This is a genomic window from Kitasatospora xanthocidica (genome assembly GCF_014656195.1).
GTDB classification, from domain to species: domain Bacteria; phylum Actinomycetota; class Actinomycetes; order Streptomycetales; family Streptomycetaceae; genus Kitasatospora; species Kitasatospora xanthocidica.
Window position 1 is genome coordinate 20928 of sequence record NZ_BNBY01000029.1, and the last position, 23230, is coordinate 44157.

The 23230-nt window shown below is 73.1% G+C and carries 14 protein-coding genes; 8 read left to right on the forward strand and 6 right to left on the reverse strand.

Annotated elements, in window-relative coordinates; genetic code table 11:
- Positions 1-5: 5 nt before the first annotated feature.
- From IE332_RS33280 to IE332_RS33305, 6 genes are all read right to left on the reverse strand, one after another.
- Positions 6-4706, reverse strand: coding sequence for a type I polyketide synthase (locus IE332_RS33280; RefSeq protein ID WP_189923833.1), 4701 nt, complete (start codon positions 4704-4706; stop codon positions 6-8).
- 191 nt (positions 4707-4897) lie between these two features.
- On the reverse strand, positions 4898-7543 hold the full coding sequence (locus tag IE332_RS33285) for a LuxR C-terminal-related transcriptional regulator (protein WP_189923835.1): 2646 nt from the start codon (positions 7541-7543) through the stop codon (positions 4898-4900).
- A 673-nt stretch (positions 7544-8216) separates the two neighbouring features.
- Complete coding sequence (locus tag IE332_RS33290; protein ID WP_189923837.1) at positions 8217-9059, reverse strand: transglutaminase family protein; 843 nt, start codon at positions 9057-9059, stop codon at positions 8217-8219.
- 5 nt (positions 9060-9064) lie between these two features.
- A complete protein-coding gene (locus IE332_RS33295; protein ID WP_229929106.1) occupies positions 9065-10033 on the reverse strand; it encodes an alpha-E domain-containing protein in 969 nt (322 codons plus the stop codon).
- Positions 10030-11601: a circularly permuted type 2 ATP-grasp protein gene (locus IE332_RS33300; RefSeq protein ID WP_189923839.1), complete on the reverse strand. Its 1572-nt coding sequence runs from the start codon at positions 11599-11601 to the stop codon at positions 10030-10032. The genes IE332_RS33295 and IE332_RS33300 overlap by 4 nt, the downstream gene beginning before the upstream one ends.
- Positions 11602-11909: 308 nt before the next feature.
- Entirely contained in the window at positions 11910-13613 is a 1704-nt protein-coding gene (locus IE332_RS33305) for an IclR family transcriptional regulator domain-containing protein (protein ID WP_189923841.1), read from the reverse strand.
- A gap of 151 nt (positions 13614-13764) precedes the next feature.
- On the opposite strand from IE332_RS33305, the gene IE332_RS33310 reads away from it, so the two are divergent.
- The 8 genes from IE332_RS33310 to IE332_RS33340 all read left to right on the forward strand — a co-directional run bounded on the left by IE332_RS33310 (position 13765) and on the right by IE332_RS33340 (position 23156).
- Positions 13765-14544 (forward strand): CoA transferase subunit A, encoded by a 780-nt coding sequence (locus tag IE332_RS33310; RefSeq protein ID WP_189923843.1) that lies wholly within the window; start codon positions 13765-13767, stop codon positions 14542-14544.
- Positions 14541-15233: a CoA transferase subunit B gene (locus tag IE332_RS33315; protein WP_308437645.1), complete on the forward strand. Its 693-nt coding sequence runs from the start codon at positions 14541-14543 to the stop codon at positions 15231-15233. Before IE332_RS33310 ends, IE332_RS33315 begins: the two co-directional genes overlap by 4 nt.
- Positions 15234-15242: 9 nt before the next feature.
- Positions 15243-15995, forward strand: a complete 753-nt coding sequence (gene pcaH, locus IE332_RS33320) for a protocatechuate 3,4-dioxygenase subunit beta (protein WP_189923845.1) — start codon at positions 15243-15245, stop codon at positions 15993-15995.
- Positions 15995-16549 carry a protocatechuate 3,4-dioxygenase subunit alpha gene (gene pcaG, locus IE332_RS41440; protein ID WP_229929107.1) on the forward strand — a complete coding sequence of 185 codons (555 nt, stop codon included), beginning with the start codon at positions 15995-15997 and terminating at the stop codon, positions 16547-16549. The genes pcaH and pcaG overlap by 1 nt, the downstream gene beginning before the upstream one ends.
- On the forward strand, positions 16536-17924 hold the full coding sequence (gene pcaB, locus IE332_RS33325) for a 3-carboxy-cis,cis-muconate cycloisomerase (protein WP_229929108.1): 1389 nt from the start codon (positions 16536-16538) through the stop codon (positions 17922-17924). Before pcaG ends, pcaB begins: the two co-directional genes overlap by 14 nt.
- Positions 17921-19078, forward strand: coding sequence for a bifunctional 3-oxoadipate enol-lactonase/4-carboxymuconolactone decarboxylase PcaDC (pcaDC, locus tag IE332_RS33330; protein WP_189923849.1), 1158 nt, complete (start codon positions 17921-17923; stop codon positions 19076-19078). Before pcaB ends, pcaDC begins: the two co-directional genes overlap by 4 nt.
- A complete protein-coding gene (locus IE332_RS33335) occupies positions 19078-20262 on the forward strand; it encodes a 4-hydroxybenzoate 3-monooxygenase (RefSeq protein ID WP_189923851.1) in 1185 nt (394 codons plus the stop codon). Before pcaDC ends, IE332_RS33335 begins: the two co-directional genes overlap by 1 nt.
- Positions 20263-20831: 569 nt before the next feature.
- Entirely contained in the window at positions 20832-23156 is a 2325-nt protein-coding gene (locus IE332_RS33340; RefSeq protein ID WP_189923853.1) for a glycoside hydrolase family 44 protein, read from the forward strand.
- Positions 23157-23230 lie beyond the last annotated feature (74 nt).

The following is a 23230-nucleotide window of genomic DNA, read 5'->3' on the forward strand; positions in this document are numbered from 1 at the left end:
CCCGCTCAGCTCAGGCCGAGTTCCCTGTCAATGAAGTCGAATACGTCGTCCGCGCTGGCGTCGTGCAGCCGGTCACCGAGGTCGGTGTCCTCGTCCGCGCCGTCGCGTGTGGTGAGCCGGGCGACGAGGGCCCGCAGCCGGCCGGTGATCTGGGCGGTGTCGACCGTGTCGGGGTCGAGCACCGCCACGGCCTCCTCCAGGCGGCTCAGTTCGGTGAGGACCGGTGACTCCGCGGCCTCGTCCGGGCAGAGTTCCGCGCGCAGGTAGTCCGCGAGCGCGGCGGGTGTCGCATGGTCGAAGATCAGGGTGCTGGGCAGTGTCCGGCCGGTCACCGCGTTCAGCCGGGTCCGGATGCCGACCGCCGCGACCGAGTCGAAGCCGAGGTCGGTGAACCGCTTGCGCGGCTCCACGGCCTGCCCCGCGTCGTACCCGAGCTGGACGGCGACCTCGGCGCGCACCAGGTCGAGCAGCAGCTTGCGCTGCTCGGCCTCCGACGACCCGGCCAGCCGGTCCAGCAGTTCGGGCCGGGCGCCGGGCTCGGCACCGGCCGGTGCCGCCTCCGCCGCCAGCACGTCCCGCACCTCGGGCACCCCGTCGAGCAGCGGGCGCGGGCGGGTGAGCGTGTACGTGGGGGCGAAGCGCGCCCAGTCGAAGTCGGCCACCACGAGGTGCCCGAGCCCCAGCTCCAGCGCCTGGCCCAGCGCGCCGAGGGCCGCGGCGGGCGCCATCGCGGGCGCGCCGATCCGGTGCAGGATCGCCTTGACCTCGGCGTCGACCATCCCGGCGTCCAGCGGACCCCAGGCGATCGAGGTCGCGGCCAGGCCGCGCGCCAGACGCCGGTGGGCGAGCGCGTCCAGGAAGGCGTTGGCGCTGCCGTACGCGGACTGGCCGGCGCTGCCCCACACCGCGGAACCGGAGGAGAACAGCACGAAGGCGTCCAACTCCTTCTCGCCCAGCAGCTCGTCGAGCAGCAGGGCGCCGCCGACCTTGGCCCGCCGGGTCTCGGCGAACTCCGCGAGCGAGAGGTCGGCGAGCGGCGCGTCGCGCTGCGGAACACCGGCGGCGTGCACCACGGCGCGCAGGTCCGGCAGGCCGTCGAGCAGGGCGGACAGCGCCGCCCGGTCCGTCACGTCGCAGGCCTCCACGGTCACCCGGGTGCCGAGCTCGAAGAGTTCGTCGGCCAACTCGGCGACGCCCTCGGTGGCCAGGCCGCGCCGGCCGGTGAGCACCAGGTGCTCGGCCCCGCAGGACGCCAGCCACCGCGCCACGTGGGCGCCGAATCCGCCGGTTCCGCCGGTGACCAGGGTCGTGCCGGTGGGCCGCCAGGGGTGGCCGGTCGACGCGGCCGGCCGGGCCCGGACCAGACGACGCGCGTGCAGGCCGTCCGCACGGACGGCCACCTCGTCCTCGGTACCCGCCAACGCCGCGCCCAGCCGGCGGTAGTCCGCAGGCCCGGGAGAAGCGGGCAGGTCGATCACGCCGCGCCACACCCCGGGGTGGTCGAGCGCCGCACCGGCCGCCAGGCCCCAGACGGACGCGCCCAGCGGATCCGCCACCTCCTCGGCGGCGGCGACCGCGACGGCGCCGGAGGTCACCGACCAGACCGGTACGGTGAGCCCGGCCTCCACCGCGACCTGGATCAGCAGCACGGTGGCCGCCTCACCCCACGCCAGCTCAGGATGATCGGGATGCGGCCGGTGGTCGACCGGGAGCAGCGACACGACCCCGGTGATCCCGGGCGTCCGCAGCGCCTGCGCCAGCTCCACGGCCGACGCGTCGGACACCTCGACGGGTACGACCTCCACGCCGTCGGCCCGCAGGCCCTCGACGACCGGTTCGACCGGATGTCCGGCGGGCGCGAGCACCAGCCACCGGCCGGCCGGCGCGGTGCCGTCGGACTCGGCCAGCCGGTGCCACCTCACCTGGTAGCGCCAGGAGTCGACGGTCCGCCGGCGGTGCTCGGCGGCCCGCCAGTCGCGCATCGCGGGGATCACCTCGGCCAGCGCCTCCGGGGTGACGCGCCAGCGGTCCGCGAGCGCCGACACGTCCTCCTGCTCCACGGCCTGCCACAGCTCCGCGTCGGCCGAACTCCCGGCCGGAACGGGCGGGACGGCCCAGTACGTCCGGTGCTGGAAGGCGTAGGTGGGGAGGGGGATGGTGTGGGCGGTGGGGTTGAGGGGGGTGAGGTGGAGGGTGGCGAGGGCGGTGACCAGCTGGTGGACCTCGGGGTGGTTGCGTCGGGTGGTGGGGGTGGTGTTGTCGGTGAGGGGGGTGAGGGCGGCGTCGGGGCCGATTTCGAGGTGGGTGGTGACGCCTTGTTCGGCGAGGTGGGTGATGGTGTGGTGGTAGCGGACGGTGCCGCGGAGGTGGTTGACCCAGTAGTTGGCGTTGGCATCCGTGAGCGGTGTCCCGGTGAGGTTGGAGATGACCGGGATGGTCGGGGCGTTGTGGGTGATGCTCTTGGCGGCCGTCCTGAAGTCTTCGAGGATCGGGTCCATGAGGGGGGAGTGGAAGGCGTGGGAGACGTTCAGTCGGGTGTGCTTGCGGTCGGCGAAGTGGGCGAGCACGGCCTCGACGGCTGCCTCATCGCCCGAAATGACCACGCTGTCAGCCGAGTTGACGGCTGCGATCGTCACGTCCTCGCCGAGCAGCGGGATGACTTCGTCTTCGGTGGCGCGCAGGGCGGCCATGGCTCCGCCGGTGGGGAGGGATTGCATGAGGCGGGCGCGGGCGGAGACGAGGGTGCAGGCGTCGTCGAGGGTGAGGATGCCGGAGGCGTGGGCGGCGGTGATCTCGCCGAGGGAGTGCCCGGCGAGGTAGTCCGGGCGTACGCCGAGTGATTCGAGGAGCCGGTAGAGGGCGGTTTCGAAGGCGAAGAGGGCGAGTTGGGCGGTGCCGGTCTGGTTGAGGGCGTCCGGGTCCTCGCCCCACATCACCTCCCGGACGGGGGCGTCGAAGCGTGCGAGGACGTCGTCCAGCGCGGAGGCGAAGACCGGGAACGCCTCGTACAACTCCCGTCCCATGCCGAGGCGTTGCGCGCCCTGACCGGTGAACAGGAACGCCAGCTGCCCGTCGGTGGCCGTGCCGGTGACGACGGAGGCGAGTCGCTTGCCCTCGGCCAGTGCGCGGAGCCCGTCGAGGAGTTCGTCGCGTCCGGTGCCGATGGCGACGGCGCGGTGGTCGAGTCGGGCGCGGGTGGTGGTGAGGGAGTGGGCGATGTCGCGCGGGTCGGCGTCCGTCGCCTCGACGTGGGCGAGCAGCCGGGCCGCCTGGGCCTGCAAGGCGGCCTCGGTGTGCCCGGAGAGCGGCCAGGCGAGCAGGATCTCGTCCGACTGCTCCGGCCCTGACCGCTCCGGCCCCGCCTCGGCCTCCGGCGCTTCCTCCAGGATGACGTGGGCGTTGGTGCCGCTGACGCCGAAGGAGGAGACACCGGCCCTGCGCGGGCGCCCGGTCTTCGGCCACTCCCGGGCCTCGGTGAGGAGTTCGACCTGCCCGGCCGACCAGTCGACGTGGGTCGTCGGCTTGTCGACGTGCAGCGTCTTCGGCAGCACGCCGTGCCGCATGGCCTCGACCATCTTGATGATGCCGCCGACGCCGGCCGCCGCCTGCGAGTGTCCGATGTTGGACTTCAACGAGCCCAGCCAGAGCGGCTCGTCGCGGTCCTGCCCGTAGGTGGCCAGCAGCGCCTGGGCCTCGATCGGGTCGCCCAGCGTGGTGCCCGTCCCGTGCGCCTCGACCACGTCGACGTCGGCTGCCGTGAGCTGGGCGTTGGCCAGCGCGGCGCGGATGACCCGCTGCTGGGCGGGGCCGTTGGGTGCGGTGAGGCCGTTGGAGGCGCCGTCCTGGTTGACGGCGGAGCCGCGGACGACGGCGAGGACGCGGTGTCCGTTGGCCTGGGCGTCGCTGAGGCGTTCCAGCAGGAGCATGCCGGCGCCCTCGCCCCAGCCGGTGCCGTCGGCGGCGTCGGCGAAGGACTTGCAGCGGCCGTCGCGGGAGAGCCCCCGCTGGTTGCTGAAGTCGATGAAGGTCTCGGGCGTGGCCATGATGTTGGCGCCGCCGGCCAGGGCGAGGGTGCACTCGCCGGAGCGCAGCGCCTGCATCGCCCAGTGCAGGGCGACCAGCGAGGAGGAGCAGGCGGTGTCGACGGACACGGCCGGGCCCTCCAGCCCGAGGCTGTACGCGACCACGCCGGAGGCGAGGCTCCCGGCGTTCGCGCTGCCCGCGTAGTCGTGGTAGACGAGACCGGCGAACACCCCGGTGGCGGTGCCCTTGAGGGAGGTGGGGTCGAAGCCGCTGCGCTCCAGGGCCTCCCAGGTCAGCTCCAGCAGCAGTCGCTGCTGGGGGTCCATGGTGAGGGCGTCCTTGGGGCTGATGCGGAACAGCTCGGCGTCGAAATCGCCCGCATCGTGCAGAAATCCGCCGTCCCGGCAGTAGGTCTTGCCCGGGACGGCGGGTTCGGGGTCGTAGAGGGCTTCGTTATTCCATCCCCGATTATCCGGGAAATCGCTGATGGCATCGCGGCCGGCGGCGACCAGCTCCCAGAGGCCGGCGGGCGACTGGACCCCCCCGGGGTACCGGCAACTCATGCCGACGATGGCGATGGGTTCCCGGCTCCGCGCCTCGGCCTGGTTCAGCCGCCACCGCGTCTGCTGCAATTCGGCGGTGGCTTTGCGGAGGTAGTCCCGGAGCTTGTCGTCATTCGCCAACTCTGCACCAACCGTTTCCTGGGAAAAGGCAGCCAGGCAACGGGCTGCGAAATTCAGGCGGAATAACGCGGCCAACGCTACGGGAGGGGTCGGGCGGACCCAACCCCTCCCCACCCCAGATGGGGTGCCGGGCTGACCCCTGCTGTCCCGGGAACCCCGGCAGGGGCTCGGAGGGGGCGGGGCCGGCGGTGTCAGACGCCTTCGGCGGCACCGACGCGCAGCTCGGTGGGGAGCTGGTCGCGGTTGCGGATGTTCATCTTGCGGTAGATCCGGGTGAGGTGCTGTTCGACCGTGCTGACGGTGACGAACAGCCGGTCGGCGATGTCCCGGTTGGCGTAGCCCTGGGCGGCCAGCACGGCCACCCGCCGCTCGGACTGGCTGAGCTGGGCGTACGGCGTGTCGTCCTCGCCCGGGGTCGCCGGGCCCGGGGCTGCCGCCTGACTGGTCGGATGCTTGGGCATCAGGGTCTGGCAGAGCTTCTCGGCCTTGCAGTTCCGGGCCATCCGCCAGGCGCGGCGGGCCGTGATCCTGGCCTGCGCCTTGTCGGGCATGACCCGGCTCAGGTCGGAGAGGGCACAGGCGGCCTCGTAGTAGGAGGCGCTGTGCTGGAGCTCCTCGAAGGCCCGCTCCAGGATCGCCGGGCGCTCGGAGAGCGGCTTCGCCTGGGCGAGGATCCGCAGGGCCATCCCGCGCACCCGCCCCGGGGCCCTGGTCAGCCGAAGCTGCTCCTCCACCAGGGCGGTGGCCTGCCTGGGTTCGTCGAGGCTCAGCAGCGCCTCGGCCGCGCCGAGGCGCCAGGGCGCCATGGCGGGCAGGTCCATGTTCCAGCTGCGCATCAGCTCGCCGCAGGCCATGAAGTCGGCATGCGCGGCGTGCGCCCGCTGGCTGGCCAGGTGGTGCCGTCCGCGCGCGTAGAGGTAGTGCAGACCGGCGATGGTCTGGAACAGCGAGCGCGGGACGGGCTGGGCGAAGCAGGCGGCGGCGGTCTCGTAGTCGCCCATCGCGGTGCTGGCCTCGGCCAGGGCGGCGATCGCGTGCCCGAGGCTGATGTTCAGCTCGTGCTCGGGGACGTGGCCCAGCGCGTCCGAGGCGAACTCGGAGGCGGCGCCCAGGTCGCCCTGGCGGAAGGCGATCATCGACCGGAACCCGAGCAGCATCAGCCGGGTGGTCGGTGTCTGGTGCTGCCGCGCCTGGGTCAGCAGGCGCTCGCACCAGGCGTCCGCGGATTCCAGGCGTTCGGCGTAGATCAGGCTCAGGAGTGCCGGGACGGCGCAGCCGAGCGGGCCGTTCTCCAGCCCCTCGTCCTGCAGGATCTGCTCGACCTGGGCGATCGTGTGGTCGTCCGCGACGTTGCGGAGCACGGCGGACAGGGCGGAGGCCAGCCGCAGGTGCGGTGACGTGGAGTGCCGCGGGGCCGTGGTGTCGAGCTCGTCGCCGTTCAGCGGGCGGTCCAGCCGCGCGGACACGCCGGGGTAGATGGAGGACATCAGCAGCCGGGTGATGTGGAGTTCCTCCGCGACCTCCGGGATGCCGTCGAGGTAGCCGATCATCTCCAGCGCGTCGTCGTGCTGGAGGTTCCACAGCAGGGCCGTCGCCGAGGCGAGCACGCTGTCGGAGCAGATCTTGCCGGCCAGCATCGGCCCCTTGAGGGTGAGGAAGCGGGAGCTGGCGCTCGGCTCCTGGAGCCACCTCAGCTGGGTGATCTGGGCCCGCAACTCGTACCGCGAGGCCTCGTTGGTGCAGCAGTCGTGGGCGAGCTTGAGGCAGGCGATGGCGCGGGCGAGGTCGTTGCCCGCCTGGGCCCGCCGGGCCGCCTCGCGCAGGATGGGCAGGGCCCAGTCGTGCTGGACGGGCCCGACCGCGAGGAGCTGCTCGGCGATGGTGGTGACCGGCGCGCCGTCGTCGTACAGCAGCCCGGCGGCCCGGGAACGGATCTCGACGTGCTCGCCCGCCGGTACGTCCGCGAGGATCGCGGCCTGGGTGACCCGGTGCGGGAACCCGCCGTCGCGCAGGATCCCGGAGGCGGTGAGCAGGTCGACGCCCCGCTGTCCGGTGCCGGCGTCGACCTCGCTCAGCCGGCTGACCAGGTGGAGGTCGGTCGCGGTGCCCAGGACCGCGACGGCGCGGGCGATACGAACCCCCAGCGGCCCCAGGGCGCGGACGCAGGCCACCACGGCGTGCTGGTAGCCGCGGCCCACGGCGATCCCGGAGTCGGCATCCGGCTCCACCCGGTCGCGGTCGTCGAGCAGTGCCCTGACCAGGACGGGGTTGCCGCCGCTCAGCTCGTGGAGGCGGGTGGCCCAGTGCGGCGTGGGCCAGGCCCCGGGGCTGTCGGAGCACAGCTGCCGGATGCCGTCGCGGGTGAGCGGCTTGAGCTGGATCCGCCGGACGTTCGATCCGTAGATGAACTCGTCCACGGCCGGCAGCGGCCGGTCCTCCACACCGGGGGCCCAGGTCACCGCGATCAGGACCGGCGCGAAGAGCATCCGCCGGGTGAGGTAGCGGAGCGACCGCAGGCTCTCCGCGTCCGCGAACTGGATGTCGTCGACGATGATCAGCACCGGCCCGTGGTCGGCCAGGCGCACCACCGCGCGGTGCGCGTCGTCGGCGATCCGGGCGCGGTCCTCCAGCCGCTCCCGCATCACCAGCTGATCGAGGATTCCGAACGGGACGTCCCGTTCGTCGCGCGAGCAGGACGCGCTGAGCACGGTGGCCCCGGCCGCTCCGGCCCGCGTTTTGAGGTCCCGCAGCATCGTGGTTTTCCCGGTCGCCGTGGTGCCGCTGATGACGGCCACGACACTGTTTCCACTGAAGGCCTCTGCGGCGAGCTCATCCATTTGTCTCGCAGCGGCCGCGTGCTCCACCAACAACAAGGCTCAAACCCCCCGGTTTTGAGATCCGCTCGACTGGAAACAAGTCACCTGCACCCCTGGTGACCTCGGTTTTCGGGCGAGCAAAATCAATTCACAGTCGGAACTTTGCCAATCCTTTTGAAAACAATGGGGAAACATGGCGGCGCTCTAACTGTTTACATACCAAAGGCTAGGCATGCAGGGTGCTTCCGGTCAAGTTCGTTCGGCTGGCGAGACCGAGAGATAGGTCATGTCGTAATACGGCGATGACGGTGCAAGGGACGGGCGATGTGGGCATATCGACGCAGTTCGTGAACCCGGCGATGTCCCGGTGGCGCGGAATCGGCGGACGGGGGGTGCCGAGGCCGCGCGGGGGCGCGACCGGGCCGGTCGCCAGGGGGTCGTAGGGGTTGCCGCCGAGGGGGGAGTGGGGTGGGGTTCCATCGTGGAGGTGAAGATGGAGACGGTGGCGGCGGACGAAGAGAAGAGGGGCGAGACCCCGGGCGGGGTTTCGGCCGCCGGACTCGACCTCACCCGCTCACCGGCACCGTCCGCGTCCCTTCGAGACCTGCCTGACGAGCCGGGGCGGGATCGTCGTCGCGCATCTGATCCGAGGCGGCGGAGCCTGGGGGCCGCTCCGCCGCGTGATGTGTTCGGGTCAGGCGAGGCGGGTGAATTCCACTCGCACCTGGGGCAGTTCGCCGGGCGCGCCGCGGTAGACGCCCTTGTGCGGGGGCACGTCGCCGTACTCGCGCCCGCGTGCGACGATGACGTGGGACTCGCCGGGGCGGGTGCCGTTGGTCGGGTCCTGGCCGATCCACTCGCCCGCCCAGTACTCGACCCAGGCATGGCTCTCGCCGGCCACCGGCCGGTCGAGTTCGGCGTCGGGGGAGGGGTGCAGGTAGCCGGACACGTACCGGGTCGGGATGCCGGCCGCGCGGAGCAGGGCCGCGGTGAGGTGGGCGAAGTCCTGGCAGACACCCGCCCGTTGGTCCCAGGCGTCCTGTGCTCCGCTGTGTACGCCGGTGGTTCCCTGGGTGTAGGAGACGCGCTCCCTGACCAGGTCGGTCAGCGCGGCCGCGGTCTGGTGGGCGTCCAGGCCGTCGGCGGCCGCACAGGCCTGGGCGGCGAGGTCCGGGCTCACCGTGGTGCGCGGTGTCGCGGAGAGGTACTCGGTCAGCCGGGAGTCGGCCGACCGCGCGGCGATCTCGGCGCGGTCGAGCGGTGTGGGCAGCGGGGTCGGCGGGGCGGTCTCGACCAGGCTGGTCGCCGTCAGCGAGAGGCTGGTGTGCGAGTCGGTCAGGTCGAACACGGTGACCTGGGTGCCCCAGTAGTCCCAGTAGGTCCACAGCGAGGCGGCCGGGGCCACGTCCAGCCGGGAGTCCAGGACGGTCTGGGTGGGCAGAGTGAGCGGGCTCATCCGCACCTCGTTGTACGAGGAGCCGGCCGGGCTCGGGTATCCCACCCGGGTCTCGTGTCGTATCCGCAGTCGGCCGGCCATCGCTTTCACGCTCCCTCTCGCGTCACGGACTGGTGGGACCACTCGATCGGGCCGTCGTAGGGGAAGTAGCGCTCGGCCACGGCCCGGGTGGCCTCGCCGCAGGCGAGCTGGAGTTCGCTCAGCAGTGCGGGCAGTTGCTCCAGCTCGGCGGAGTCCAGGTACTCCAGCCTGGTGCGCATCCGGCCCACGGCCAGCCGCGCGGGTTCGGGCCGCTGCCAGGCGGACGTGCCGCCGCCGAGTTCGACGAGGCACTCCTCGGCGGCGCTCAGGGCGTGAAGGACGGAGCGCGGGAATCCCCGGTCGAGCAGCAGGAAGGCCGCCACCTCGCCCGGGTCGCTGCCGGCCCCGCGGGCGCGGACGAAGGCCTCCTCGGCGCCGCTGGCGCTGAGCAGCGTGGGCCAGTCGGGCGCGTGGACGGCTGCGAGCACCCGGACGGCGAGCAGCCGGGCGATCATGTCGACCCGCTCCAGGCTCCGCCCGAGGACGACGAAGCGCCAGCCGTCGTCACGGCTCATGGTGGAGTCGGCGAGCCCGAAGAACAGGGCGGCGCGGCGGCGGACCAGCCCGAGGTAGGCGTCCGGTCCGGTGCGGCGCGCGGCGCGCTGGTGCTCGGCGAGCTGGTGCCAGGTGGAGTTGAGGGTCTCCCACATCTCGGTGGAGACCACGTCGCGTGCGGTCAGCGCGTTCTGCCGGGCCGCCCTGAGCGCGCCCTCGATGGAGCCGGGGCTGGCCGCGTCGAAGGCGAGCCGGGCCAGGACCGAGTCCATGTCGCAGTGCTGTTCGCCCGGGACGGCCACGCCGAGGATGGCGTGCAGCGAGCGGCAGGCGGCGTCCTCGTCGCTCCACGGGTCTTCCAGCAGCCGGTGCAGGTAGGCGTCCAGGATGCGGGCGGTGTCGTCGGCGCGTTCCACGTAGCGGCCGACCCAGAAGAGGGATTCGGCGATCCGGGAGAGCATGGTGTCGGTGGTGATCACTGCTGCTGTGCCTCCTCCTGGGCCGGGCCGCCGGGCGTGCTCGTGCCGCCGGGGCCGAACTGGCGCGGGCTCACTTCGCTCACCGCGGTGGACCGCTCGCCGGTGGTCCGGCTCGGCGGGGCGTCGGGCGCCAGCACCCAGGTGTCCTTGGATCCGCCGCCCTGGCTGGAGTTGACGATCAGGTTGCCCTCTCCGAGGGCCACCCGGGTCAGCCCGCCGGGGACCAGCCAGACGTCGCTGCCGTCGTGGACGGCGAACGGCCGCAGGTCGATGTGGCGGGGGGCGAGCCCGTCCTGGCCGTCGCCGCGACGGCTCAGGGTCGGCGAGGTGGACAGCGCCACCGGACGCTGGGCGATCCAGCCGCGCGGGTCCGCCTTCACCTCCTCGGCCAGGCGGTCGAGCGCGTCCCGCTCCGCCCGCGGGCCGATCACGATGCCCTTGCCGCCGGCGCCGTCGACCGGCTTCAGGACCAGCCGGTCCAGCTGGTCCAGTACCTCCTCCAGCCGGCCCGGCTCCTCCGGGCGGATGGTCTCCACGTTCGGCAGCAGCGGCTCCTCCGCCAGGTAGTAGCGGATCAGGTCGGGGACGTAGGTGTAGAGCAGCTTGTCGTCGGCGATGCCGTTGCCCACGGCGTTGGCGAGGGTGACGTTCCCGGCGTGGGCGGCGGACATGATGCCCGGGACGCCGATCAGCGAGTCCGGGCGGAAGTGCAGCGGGTCGAGGAAGTCGTCGTCGAGCCGCCGGTAGATCACGTGGACCGGGGTCTCCCCGCGGGTGGTGCGCATCCGGACCTTGTTGCCGGAACAGACCAGGTCGCGGCCCTCGACCAGTTGGACGCCCATCAGCCGTGCCAGCAGGGCGTGTTCGAAGTAGGCCGCGTTGGCCACGCCCGGGGTGAGGACGACCACCACCGGATCGGTCACGCCCTCGGGAGCGCAGGCCTTGAGGGCGGCCAGCAGGCGCTGCGGGTACTCGTCCACCGGGCGTACGGGCTGCTCGGCGAAGAGGGCCGGGAAGGTCCGGGTCATCACCCGGCGGTTCTCGATCACGTACGAGACGCCGGACGGCACCCGGACGTTGTCCTCCAGCACCCGGAACCGGCCCTCCTCGTCCCGGACCAGGTCGATCCCGGAGACGTGGACGCGGACCCCGTTCGGCGGTTCTATGCCGTGCGCCGCCCGGTGGAAGTGCGGCGAGGAGTACAGCAGCCGGTAGGGCACCACACCGTCGGCGAAGACCCGCTGCCTGCCGTAGGCGTCGGCGAGGAAGGCCTCCAGGGCGAGGACCCGTTGCCGGACGCCCCGGCTCAGCCGGTCCCATTCGACGGCGTCGAGCAGGCGTGGCACCAGGTCGAGCGGGAAGGGGCGTTCCTCGCCGCCGTAGGAGTAGGTCACGCCGCGATCCGTGAAGGCACGGGCCATCTGGTCGGTGCGGTACCGGAGTTCGAGGGAGTCCAGGGGGCTCAGGGCGGCGAACACGGCCTCGTAGGCCGGTCTCACCACTCCGGGGCGCTCGAACATCTCGTCCCACGCGTCCGCTGTCGTGTACGAGTCGAATATGTCGGCCATGGCGAGACGCTATGGCCGGTCGGTTTCGACCGTGTGACGGCCGGACTACCGAAAGCACCGCATCCCAGCTCAGCTGTGCCGTGGCCGTCGGCACCCACCGGCGAAGGCCCTGCTCGCGGCGGGGTACGCCGGGCGCGGCGGCACGACGGATCGTCATGTCTCCGCTGCCCGGCGCGGAGAGGGCTCGCGCGCGGTCGGCGGGCGGCGTCGAAGGGCGGCGACAGCGGACGACGACAGCGGACGGCGACAACGGACGGCAAAGGCCGCGGGGGCTGTGCGGATGACCGGTCGGCGGCCGCGGTGTCACCTCATCGGATGCGGGATCCGGTGAAGCGTGAGACGACGGCCAGGTCCTCCCCGATCCGGCGGGCGGCCTCCCGCAGTGGGGGGAGGACGGTGTCGCGGATCTGGTCGGCGGTGCCACGGCTGGCGTGGAGGGCGACGTTGGCGGCGGCGATGACCCGTCCGAGGTCGTCGGTGACGGGGACGGCGAGGGAGCACAGCCCCTCCTCCAGCTCCTGGTCGACCAGCGCCCAGCCCTCCCGCGCCGCCGTGGCCAGGGCACGCGAGAGCGCCGGGACGGTCGTCCTGGTGCGCGGGGTGAACTGGCGGGGCGTCACCCGGCTGAGGTGATCGAGACGTTCCTGCTCGGGCAGTGCCGCCAGGAGCACCCGGCCCATCGAGGTGGCGTACGCGGGGAACCGGGTGCCCACGGTGATGTCGACCCGCATGATGCGGGAGGCGGCGACGCGGGCGAGGTAGCGGATGTCGTCGCCGTCGAGGACGGCGACGGACGCCGATTCGTGGACCTGTTCCACCAGGGCGGCCAGATGGGGCCTGGCGATCTGGGCGAACGTCAGCTGGGACAGCCGGGGGAAGCCGAGGTCCATGACGCGGGGGAGCAGCCGGTAGCCGTCGGGTTCGGCGGTGGCGTAGCCGAGGTGCTGGAGGGTGAGCAGGGCCCGGCGTGCCGTGGCGCGGGGGAGTGCGGTGGCGCGCGCCGTGTCGGCCAGGCTCATGGGTCCGCGCCGCGACCCGAGGGCGCGCAGGACGTCGAGTCCGCGCGCCAGTGACTGCAGGAATCCTGAGCCCAGCTCCTCCTTCAGCGAGCTGTCGAAGGCCGCGAGGGCGTCCGCGGGCGGTGGAGGGGCCGGGGCCTGGGAGCGCAGCGTGTGTTCCATGGCGCCGACGGTGGAGCGCAGCCGGGGGAGGGCGTGCTCGGCCAATGACGGGGCGGTGTGGCGGCTCGTGTGGCTGACGACGCTGACGGCGCAGACCGTGGTGCCCGAGGGGTCGCGGACGGGCAGGGCCACGGCGACCAGCCCCGGTTCGATCAGTTGGTCGTCCAGCGACGAGCCGGTCTCGCGGGCCGCCCGCACCCGGTCCTCGAAGTCCGCCTCGACCTGCCGGCCGTCGTCGGCTCCGGTCCGCTTCGGGACGGCGGGGAAGCGGCTGTCGAGCGGATCCGTCCGGCGCCGGGTCAGCCAGCGCTCGCGCTCGGCCTCGGTCCACCGGGCGGCGAACAGGGCCCCGGGCGCGCAGCGCTCGGCCGGCAGCAGGTCGCCGATCCGGAACGAGACGGCCATCGTCCGCCGCCGCGGGGCCTGGGTGATGAACCGCACGCCGTCCTCGTCGGGTACGGCGATCGACACGGACTCGTCCAGCCGGTCGGCGAGTGCGGACGCGTGCGGCGCGAGCGCCTCGGGCAGTCCGCAGGAGGCCAGGTAGGCGTTGCCGAACTCCATCAGCCGGGGGGTGAGCAGCAGGTCGCGTCCGTCGGAGCGCAGATGGCCGAGGCGGGTGAGCGTGGTCGCGACCCGGTCGACGGTCGAGCGGGCGAGTCCGGTCTCGCGGGCGAGGTCGCCGGCGCGCTGCCGCGGACTCGGGTCGGCCGCCATGGCGCGGAGCACCGCCAGGCCGCGCTCCAGTGGCCGGACCGATTCATCCGGGGAGACCGCGTCCGGCGAAACCGCATCCGGGGAGACCGGTTCATCCGGGGAAGAGGCGGTCATCTCGGACCCTCCTGATCGGTGGCGCGGAGGTAGTGGCGGGGCATTGACACGGCCGGTACGGCGGCGCACACTCTGGCCCCGCCATTATGCACGATCGTTCACCAGGCGAACGCCATGGCTCGACGGAATGGCTCGACGAATGGGTCAACACATGGACAAAGTGGTTGCGACCGCCGAGGAAGCGGTCGCGGACATCGGCGACGGCTCCTCGCTGGCCGTCGGGGGGTTCGGCCTCAGCGGCGTGCCGAACGTCCTGATCCAGGCGCTGTACGGGCGCGGATCCACCGGCCTCAGCGTGGTCTCCAACAACTGCGGCGTGGACGGCGGCGGCCTCGGCCTGCTGCTGGCCGTCGGCCGGATCAGCCGGGTCACCGGCAGCTACGTCGGCGAGAACAAGGAGTTCGCCCGCCAGTACCTCGGCGGCGAACTGGAGTTGGAGCTGGTCCCGCAAGGGACGCTGGCCGAGCGGCTGCGGGCGGGCGGCTGCGGCATCCCGGCGTTCTTCACCCCGGCGGGCGTCGGCACCCAGGTCGCCGACGGCGGGCTGCCCTGGCGCCACGGCCCGGACGGCAGCGTGGCGGTCGCCTCGCCGCCCAAGGAGATCCGCGCGTACGACGGGCGCGACCACGTCCTCGAACGCGGCATCACCACCGACTTCGCCCTGGTCCGAGCGGCCAGGGGCGACCGCCACGGGAACCTGGTCTTCAACAAGGCCGCGCGCAACTTCAACCCGCTGGCGGCGATGGCGGGCCGGATCACCGTCGCCGAGGTCGAAGAGCTCGTCGAACCGGGCGAGTTGGACCCGGACGAGGTGCACCTGCCCGGTGTGTTCGTGCAGCGCGTGGTCGCGCTGACCCCGGAACAGGCCGCCGACAAGGGCATCGAGCGGCGGACGGTCTCCGCGCCTCCGGCACGAGGGGCGGCGCGGTGAGCTGGACCAGGCAGGAGATGGCCGCCCGGGCCGCCCGGGAGCTGGCCGACGGCAGCTACGTCAACCTCGGCATCGGGCTGCCCACGCTGGTGCCCAACCACCTCCCCGAGGGCGTCGACGTCGTCCTCCAGTCGGAGAACGGCCTGCTCGGCGTCGGCCCGTACCCGACCGAGACCGAGGTCGACCCCGACCTGATCAACGCTGGCAAGGAGACCGTGACCGTGCTCCCGGGTGCGGCGTTCTTCGACTCCGCCCTCTCCTTCGGGATGATCCGCGGCGGCCACATCGACGCCGCGATCCTCGGCGCCATGCAGGTCTCCGCCCGCGGCGACCTGGCCAACTGGATGGTCCCCGGAAAGATGGTCAAGGGCATGGGCGGCGCGATGGACCTGGTCCACGGCGCCCGCCGGGTCATCGTGGTGATGGAGCACACCGCCAAGGACGGCACCCCGAAGGTCGTCGCCGAGTGCTCGCTCCCGCTGACCGGCCGGCGCTGCGTCCACCGCGTCATCACCGATCTGGGCGTCCTCGACGTCACCGGCGACGGGCTGGTGCTGGTCGAGACCGCCCCCGGCGTGACCCCCGAAGAGATCGTCCGGCGCACGGCCGCGCCCGTGCGGATCGCCGTCCCCGTCGGCCGGGGCCCGGCCCCCGTCGGCCAGGGTCCCGTCCTCTCCCCGGAAAGGTGACCGACCGCCATGCCGCCCACCCAGCAGTCCATCTCCGAGGAGATCGCCCGGGAGCACGAGGCGTACGCCCGCGCCGGCTCCGTCCGGCACCACCCCGACCGGGGCTACGCCCCCTACCGCAGCAGCCTGCTCCGCCACCCGCGGCAGCCACTGGTCGCCGTCCGGGACCCGGAGGCCGTCGAACTCTCCGGCCCCGCCTTCGGCGTCACCGACGTCACCGAACTCGACGGCGACCTGACCCGCCGGCACACCGGCGAACCGCTCGGCGAACGGATCGTCGTCACCGGCCGGGTGCTCGACCGGGCCGGCCGCCCGGTCCGCGGCCAGCTGGTGGAGATCTGGCAGGCCAACGCCTCCGGCCGGTACGCCCACCAGCGCGATCAGCACCCGGCGCCGCTCGACCCCAACTTCACCGGCGCGGGCCGCCAACTGACGGACGACCAGGGCACCTACCGCTTCACCACCGTCAAGCCCGGCGCCTACCCCTGGCGCAACCACACCAACGCCTGGCGGCCCGCCCACATCCACTTCTCGCTGTTCGGCACGGCCTTCACCCAGCGCCTGGTCACCCAGATGTACTTCCCCGGCGACCCGCTCCTCCCCTACGACCCCATCCTGCAGTCCGTCACCGACGACGCCGCCCGGGCCCGCCTGGTCGCCACCTACGACCACGACCTGTCCGTCCCCGAACAGTCCCTCGGCTACCGCTGGGACATCGTCCTCGACGGCCCGGCCGCCACCTGGATCGAGGAAGGCCGCTGATGCTCCCCACCCCTTCGCAGACCGTCGGCCCGTTCTACGGCTACGCCCTGCCCTTCCCCGGCGGAGGCGAGATCGCCCCGGCCGGCCACCGCGACACCGTCGCCGTCCACGGCCGCGTCCTGGACGGTGCCGGCGAAGCGATCCCCGACGCGCTGCTGGAGGTCTGGCAGCCCGCCCCGGACGGCTCGCGCACCGGCGCCCCGGGCTCGCTGCGCCGGGACCCGGTCACCGGCGGATTCGCGGGCCGTGACGGCGTCACCTTCACCGGCTTCGGCCGGGTGGCCACCGATGCCGACGGCCACTACAGCCTGCGCACCCTCGCCCCGGGCGGTGTGCCGTACCTGTCGGTCTGCCTCTTCGCCCGCGGACTGCTCCACCACCTGTTCACCCGGATCTACCTGCCCGGCGCGGACCTCGCGGCCGACCCGCTGCTCGCCTCGCTGGAGCCGGGCCGCCGTGGCACCCTGCTCGCGGCCGAGGAGGCCCCGGGCACCTACCGCTTCGACCTGCGACTGCAGGGGCCCGAGGAGACGGTCTTCCTTGACTTCAACTGATCGGACTCCGGTGGCCGACGTCGGCCTGCTCTCCCCGGTCCGGGCGGGATCCGCCGTCGAGACGGCCACCGGCGACGTCGCCTTCCTCCAGGCCATGCTCGACGCCGAGGCCGCCCTCACCCGGGCCCAGGCCCGCCTCGGGCACGCTCCGGCCTCGGCCGCCGCCGCCGTCGACGCGGCAGCCCGCGCCGAGCGGTTCGATGTGCGCGACCTCGCGCTGCGCGCCCGGGCCGGCGGCAACCCCGTCATCCCGCTGGTCGCCGATCTGACCGCCGCCGTGCCCGACGACGCCGCACCCTTCGTGCACCGGGGCGCGACCAGCCAGGACATCCTGGACACCGCCGCCATGCTGGTCGCCGCCCGCAGCAGGCCGCCGATCCTCGCGGACCTGCACCGGACCGCCGAGGCCCTCGCACTCCTGGCGGCCGGGCACCGCGACACCCCGATGCCCGGCCGTACCCTGACCCAGCACGCCGTCCCGACCACCTTCGGCCTCAAGGCGGCAGGCTGGCGCAGCCTCGTCCTGGACGCCGCCGACCGGCTGTCCGCCGTCCGCCTGCCCGCCCAACTCGGCGGCGCCGCAGGGACCCTGGCCGCCTTCGAGACCCTGGCGCGGGCACCTGGCAGCGGCCCCGGGCTGGTCGAGGCCTACGCCCGGGACCTGGGCCTGGACGCACCCGTCCTGCCCTGGCACACCCTGCGCACCCCGGTCGCCGACCTGGCCGCCGCGCTCGCCTTCACCGCCGTGGCCCTCGGCAAGGCGGCGGCCGACGTGCTCGTGCTCTCCCGTACCGAGATCGGCGAGGTCGCGGAGGGCAGCGGCGGCGGCTCCTCGGCCATGCCCCACAAGGCGAACCCGGTCCGCGCCACCCTGATCGCCGCCGCCGCCCGGCAGGCACCCGCCCTCGCCGCCGTCCTGCTCGGCTCGCTAGCCGCCGAGGACGAACGCGCCGCCGGCGCCTGGCACGCCGAATGGCAGACCCTGCGGGAACTGCTCCGCCTCACCGGCGGGGCCGCCCGCGCCGCGAGCGAACTCGCCGACGGCCTCCAGGTGTTCGCGCACCGGATGCGCGACAACCTCGACCTCACCCGGGGCCTGGTGGTCAGCGAGCGCCTCACCGCCGAACTCGGCGAACCGCTCGGCCGTCGGGCGGCCGGGGAACTGCTCACCGCAGCCGCCCGCCGAGCCGTCGCCGAGGACCTCGACCTTCAGGACGTCCTGGCGGACGAGCCCGACCTGAAGGACCGGATCGGCACCGAGCGGCTGCGCCAACTCACCGACCCGGCCGGGTACCTGGGATCGGCCGCCGCGCTGGTCGACCGTGCCCTGCGGCGCACCCCGCCACCGTCCCCGCAGCGGAGGAACCTCCCGTGACGCTCCACTTCACCACCGAAGGACCGCCGGACGCCCCGGCGTTGATCCTCGGCCCCTCGCTCGGCACCTCGCTCGCCGTCTGGGACGCACAGGCCCCGGCCCTCGCCCGGCACCACCGGGTGGTCCGCTGGGACCTGCCCGGCCACGGCCGCTCCCCGGCCGGGCTCCTCTCCGAGGGCGCCACCGTCGCCGACCTCGCCGATCTGGTGCTGGCCGTCGCCGACCGGCTCGGTCTGGCCCGCTTCGCCTATGCGGGCATCTCCCTCGGCGGCGCCGTCGGCACCCACCTCGCCGTCCACCACCCCGAGCGGATCTCCTCGCTCGCCCTGGTCTGCTCCTCGGCCCGCTTCGGTGAACCCGAAGCCTGGCGCGAGCGCGCCGCACTCGTCCGGCGAGCGGGCACGGCACCGCTGGCCGAGACCGCACCCGCACGCTGGTTCACCCCCACCTTCGTCGGGACCCCCGGGGCCGACGCCCTGGCCGTCGGCCTGGTCGCCGACCAGCGCGCCGCCGACCCGGCCGGCTACGCGGCCTGCTGCGACGCCCTGGCCTCCTACGACCTGCGCGCCGAACTGCACCGCATCACGGCCCCCACCCTCGTCCTCGCCGGCCGGGACGACCTCGCCACCCCGCCCGCCCACGCCCGCCAACTCGCCGACGGCATCCCCCGATCCGCGCTGGTCGAGCTCCCCGGCGCCGCCCACCTCGCGCCGGTCGAACGGCCCCAGGCCGTCCTCGACGCCCTGCGGAGCCACTTCACCCCCGGGCCCCAGGACGACGAGAGCCGCCGCGCCGCCGGCATGACCGTCCGCCGCGCCGTCCTCGGCGACGCCCACGTCGACCGGGCCGTCGCCGGCACCACCGAATTCACCGCCGGCTTCCAGGACTTCATCACCCGCTACGCCTGGGGCGAGATCTGGACCCGCCCCGGCCTGGACCGCCGCACCCGCAGCTGCATCACCCTCACCGCCCTGGTCGCGGGCGGCCACCACGAGGAACTCGCGATGCACGTCCGCGCCGCTCTCACCAACGGCCTCACCCCCGAGGAGATCGGCGAGGTACTGCTCCAGACCGCCGTCTACTGCGGCGTCCCCGCCGCCAACGCGGGCTTCGCCACGGCTAATCGCGTCTTGAACACGGAGGACGACCACTGATGGACACGACCGTCGGCATCATCGGCGCCGGCCCCGCCGGCCTGCTGCTCGCCCGTCTGCTGCACCGGGCCGGCATCGACAGCGTCGTCCTGGAGGCCAGGGACCGCTCCTACCTCGAACACCGCCAGCGGGCCGGCATCCTGGAGCAGACCACCGTGGACACGCTGCGGGCGGTCGGCGCGGGGGAGCGGATGGACCGCGAAGGTCTGATCCACGACGGCATCGAACTCCGCTTCGACGGTCGCGCCCACCGCGTCGACCTCCCCGAGCTGACCGGCGGGCGGAGCGTCATGGTGTACGCCCAGACCGAGGTGGTCAAGGACCTGATCGCCCTCCAGCTCGCCGAGGGCGGCCCGCTGCTCTTCGAGGCCCGGGTCCACTCCGTCGAGCAGGCGAACGGCGGCCGCCCGACCGTCCGCTACACCCACGAGGGCGGCGAGCAGACCCTCACCTGCGACTACGTCGTCGGGTGCGACGGCTTCCACGGCGTGACCGGGAACGCCATCCCGGCGGCCGCCCGGCGGACCTACGAGCGCACCTACCCGTACTCCTGGCTCGGCATCCTCGCCGAGGCGCCCCCGGTCTACGACGAGCTGATCTACGCCCACTCCCAGCGCGGCTTCGCCCTCGCCTCCATGCGGTCGCCCTCCGTCAGCCGCCTCTACCTCCAGGTGCCCAACGGCACCGACGCCGCCGACTGGTCCGACGAGCGGATCTGGGACGAGCTCGATGCCCGTCTCGCCACCCGCCAGGAGCCGGGCTGGAAGCTGGCGCGCGGCCCGATCACCGCCAAGTCGGTGCTGCCGATGCGCAGCCACGTCACCGAACCGATGCGCCATGAACGGGTGTTCCTGGCCGGTGACGCGGCCCACATCGTCCCCCCGACCGGTGCCAAGGGCCTCAACCTCGCCGCCACCGACGTCATCGTCCTCGCCCGGGCGTTCACGGAGCTGTACCGGACCGGGTCCACCGCACTGCTCGACGCCTACTCCGAGACCTGCCTCGAACGCGTCTGGCGGGCCGAGCACTTCTCGTACTTCATGACCACCGCCTTGCACGCCGACCCGGAGCAGTCCGCCTTCGACACCCGCTTGCAGCTCTCCCAGCTGGCGCGCATCGCCGCCTCCCCGCACGCGGCGGCGGAGTTGGCAGCCAACTACGTCGGCTCTCCGATCCGGGACTGACCCGGCTGTGCCGCGAAAGACTGCGTGAGCAGGCCCAGCTGCTGCGGCGCCGCCGTCGGCCGGTGCCGGAACGGGTGACCGCGAACGCAGTGCGCAGCCGCCCCCGATGCCACGCAAGGACCGTACCCAGGCGCCCTGCCCCTGAGTCGTCCCACGGGGCCTGTCCGGCGGAGTCGTTCTGCACCGGGCAGGCCCCGAATGCTGTCGGCCCGTCAGCAGCCGCCGGTGCGGCCGCCCCAGGACCGGGTCCGGTTCGGTGCCCCAGCTCGCGCCGGACTACGGCGCGTGCGGCGGACCCGGCGGAGAAGCCACTGCACGTCCTCACTGTCAGGCCAGTGCTCCGTGCATACGTGTTGACACCCCGGTCCGGGCGCTCCAGACTCCTGAATGGGAGCGCTCCCATGCGTGAACTCACCTAGCTGGGCGTCGAGTTGAGTGTCAGGGTTCCCGCAGCGCGGTCGTTTCCATCCCCCACCCAAGGCCGCGGCGCTGCCGACGGTACGTGTCGATCGCACGCTTCGGGCGTGGCGGACCGTCCCCCCGCGCTGTCGGCTGCTGAGAAGGAGACCATGCGTACGACACGCAAGGCGGCCGCCCTGGCGGCAGTCGCCGTACTGCTGGCCGGTACCGGAGCGGCGCAGGCCGCCGGCACCGCGCCCGGGCGGGCGGTGCCGGCGGCCGCCGCCACCGCGGGCCCGGCGATCACCGTGGACGCCACCAGCGGACGGCACGCCATCGACCCCCACATCTACGGCATGAACTTCCCCGACGAGGCGCTGGCCAAGGAGCTGCGCCTGCCGATGGGCCGTTGGGGCGGCAACGCCACCAGTCGTTACAACTACAAACTCGACGCCTACAACGCCGGGTCCGACTGGTACTTCGAGGACCTGCACTACAACAACGACACCGCGGCACTGCCCGCAGGATCGCAGGCCGACAAGTTCGTCGAGCAGAACCGCAGGACCGGCACCGACACGCTGATGACCGTGCCGATGATCGGCTGGACGGCGGCCGGCCGCGACAGCGGCTGCGGGTTCAGTGTCGCCAAGTACGGTCCTCAGCAGCAGACCGACGCCCAGTGGCGGCCGGACTGCGGCAACGGCAGGAAGCCTGACGACACCCTGATCACGGGCAACGCTCCGACCGAGACCAGCACGCCCGCGGGGCCGGACTTCGTCAAGGGCTGGGTGCAGTACCTCGCCAACACCTACGGCACCGCGAACAGCGGCGGGGTGCGCTTCTACAACCTCGACAACGAACCGGACCTGTGGTCCGGAACGCACCGCGACGTCCACCCGGCCGGGCCGGGCTACGACGAGATGCGCGACAGCACCTACGCCGTCGCCGCAGCCGTCAAGGACGCCGACCCGGCCGCGCAGACCCTCGGCCCGGTCGGCTGGGGTTTCAACTCGCTGATCTACTCCGGCCTGGACCAGCAGGTGTGCGGCCAGCAGGGTGGCAGTTGCTGGTCGAAGCCGCCGGACGCCGCCGCGCACGGCGGCCTGCAGTTCGCCCCGTGGTACCTGCAGAAGATGAAGGAGTACGAGCAGGCGCACGGGCGCCGGATCCTGGACTACTTCGACGAGCACATCTACCCGCAGCAGTCCGGGGTGTCCGGCACCGCGGACGACGCGACGACGCAGGCCCTGCGACTGCGTTCCACCCGGCAGCTGTGGGATCCGTCCTACGTCGACGAGAGCTGGATCAACCAGCCGATCCAGTTCGTCCCCCGGATGCGCTCGCTGGTCGACCAGAACTACCCGGGGACCAAGCTGGCCATCTCGGAGTACAACTGGGGCGCGCTGGACCACATCGACGGCGGCTTGGCCCAGGCCGACGTGCTGGGGATCTTCGGACGTCAGGGGCTGGACCTGGCCACCCTGTGGTCACCCCCGAAGCCGACCGACCCCGGAGCGTACGCCTTCCGCATGTTCCTGAACTACGACGGCCAGGGCGGCACCTTCGGCGACACCTCCGTCAAGGCCGCGAGCGCCGACCAGGACAAGCTGTCGGTGTACGCAGCCGAGCGCAGCAGCGACCACGCCACCACGGTCATGGTGATCAACAAGACCACCGGCGACCTCACCGCACCCGTGTCGGTGACCGGCAGCACCGCGCTCCCGGCAACGGCGCAGGTCTACCGCTACGGCCAGGGCGACCCCGCCGTGATCCAGCGCCCGGCCGGTCAGCCGCTGAACGGCGGCGCCTTCACCGCGACCTTCCCGGCGTACTCCATCACCGAGTACGTCATTCCCGCCGGCTCGGCCCAGGCCACCCCGCCCTCGGCACCCGGCACTCCCACGGCCTCCGCGACCGGCCCCGACCGCGTGACGCTGACCTGGCCGGCCGCCACAGCCGGGACCTCCCCTCTGGCGGACTACCGCGTGTACGCCGGTGACCCGGCCACCACGGCGCCGCTGGTCACCGTCTCCGCGTCGGCCACCAGCGCCACCGTCACCGGCCTGACCCCGGTCACCGCCTACACGTTCCGCGTGGTGGCCACCGACACCGGCGGCCGCAGCTCACCGCCGTCGGCTCCGCTGCAGGTCACCACCGGCCCGGCCGCGACGAGCGGCTGCACCGTCGCCTACCAGGTCGGCAACGACTGGGGCAGCGGCTTCACCGCGAGCGTGAAGATCACCAACCTGGCGGCACCGGTCACCGGCTGGAACCTCGGATTCACCTTCACCGGCAACCAGACGGTCACCCAGGGCTGGAACGGCACCTGGGCGCAGACCGGCGCCACGGTCACCGTCAAGGACGCCGGCTGGAACGCGTCCCTGCCCACCGGGGGTTCCACCACGATCGGCTTCAACGGCGCCTACTCCGGCACCAACCCCGCACCCGGCGGCTTCACCCTCAACGGCACCACCTGCACCACCGCGCTTGGCTGATCCGCTCCGCCCGCGCACGGCCGATCCCGAGTACGAAGGGGTCGGCCATGTGCCGTCGCGTCTCGGCGGTCCCT

Bases quoted from the DNA above. Each gene is read 5' to 3' on its own strand.
- IE332_RS33340 (WP_189923853.1), top strand. From the start codon at position 20,832: ATGCGTACGACACGCAAGGCGGCCGCCCTGGCGGCAGTCGCCGTACTG.
- IE332_RS33285 (WP_189923835.1), bottom strand. From the start codon at position 7,543: ATGGATGAGCTCGCCGCAGAGGCCTTCAGTGGAAACAGTGTCGTGGCC.
- pcaH (WP_189923845.1), top strand. From the start codon at position 15,243: ATGCCGCCCACCCAGCAGTCCATCTCCGAGGAGATCGCCCGGGAGCAC.
- IE332_RS33305 (WP_189923841.1), bottom strand. From the start codon at position 13,613: ATGACCGCCTCTTCCCCGGATGAACCGGTCTCCCCGGATGCGGTTTCG.
- IE332_RS33300 (WP_189923839.1), bottom strand. From the start codon at position 11,601: ATGGCCGACATATTCGACTCGTACACGACAGCGGACGCGTGGGACGAG.
- IE332_RS33290 (WP_189923837.1), bottom strand. From the start codon at position 9,059: ATGGCCGGCCGACTGCGGATACGACACGAGACCCGGGTGGGATACCCG.
- IE332_RS33310 (WP_189923843.1), top strand. From the start codon at position 13,765: ATGGACAAAGTGGTTGCGACCGCCGAGGAAGCGGTCGCGGACATCGGC.
- IE332_RS33335 (WP_189923851.1), top strand. From the start codon at position 19,078: ATGGACACGACCGTCGGCATCATCGGCGCCGGCCCCGCCGGCCTGCTG.
- pcaG (WP_229929107.1), top strand. From the start codon at position 15,995: ATGCTCCCCACCCCTTCGCAGACCGTCGGCCCGTTCTACGGCTACGCC.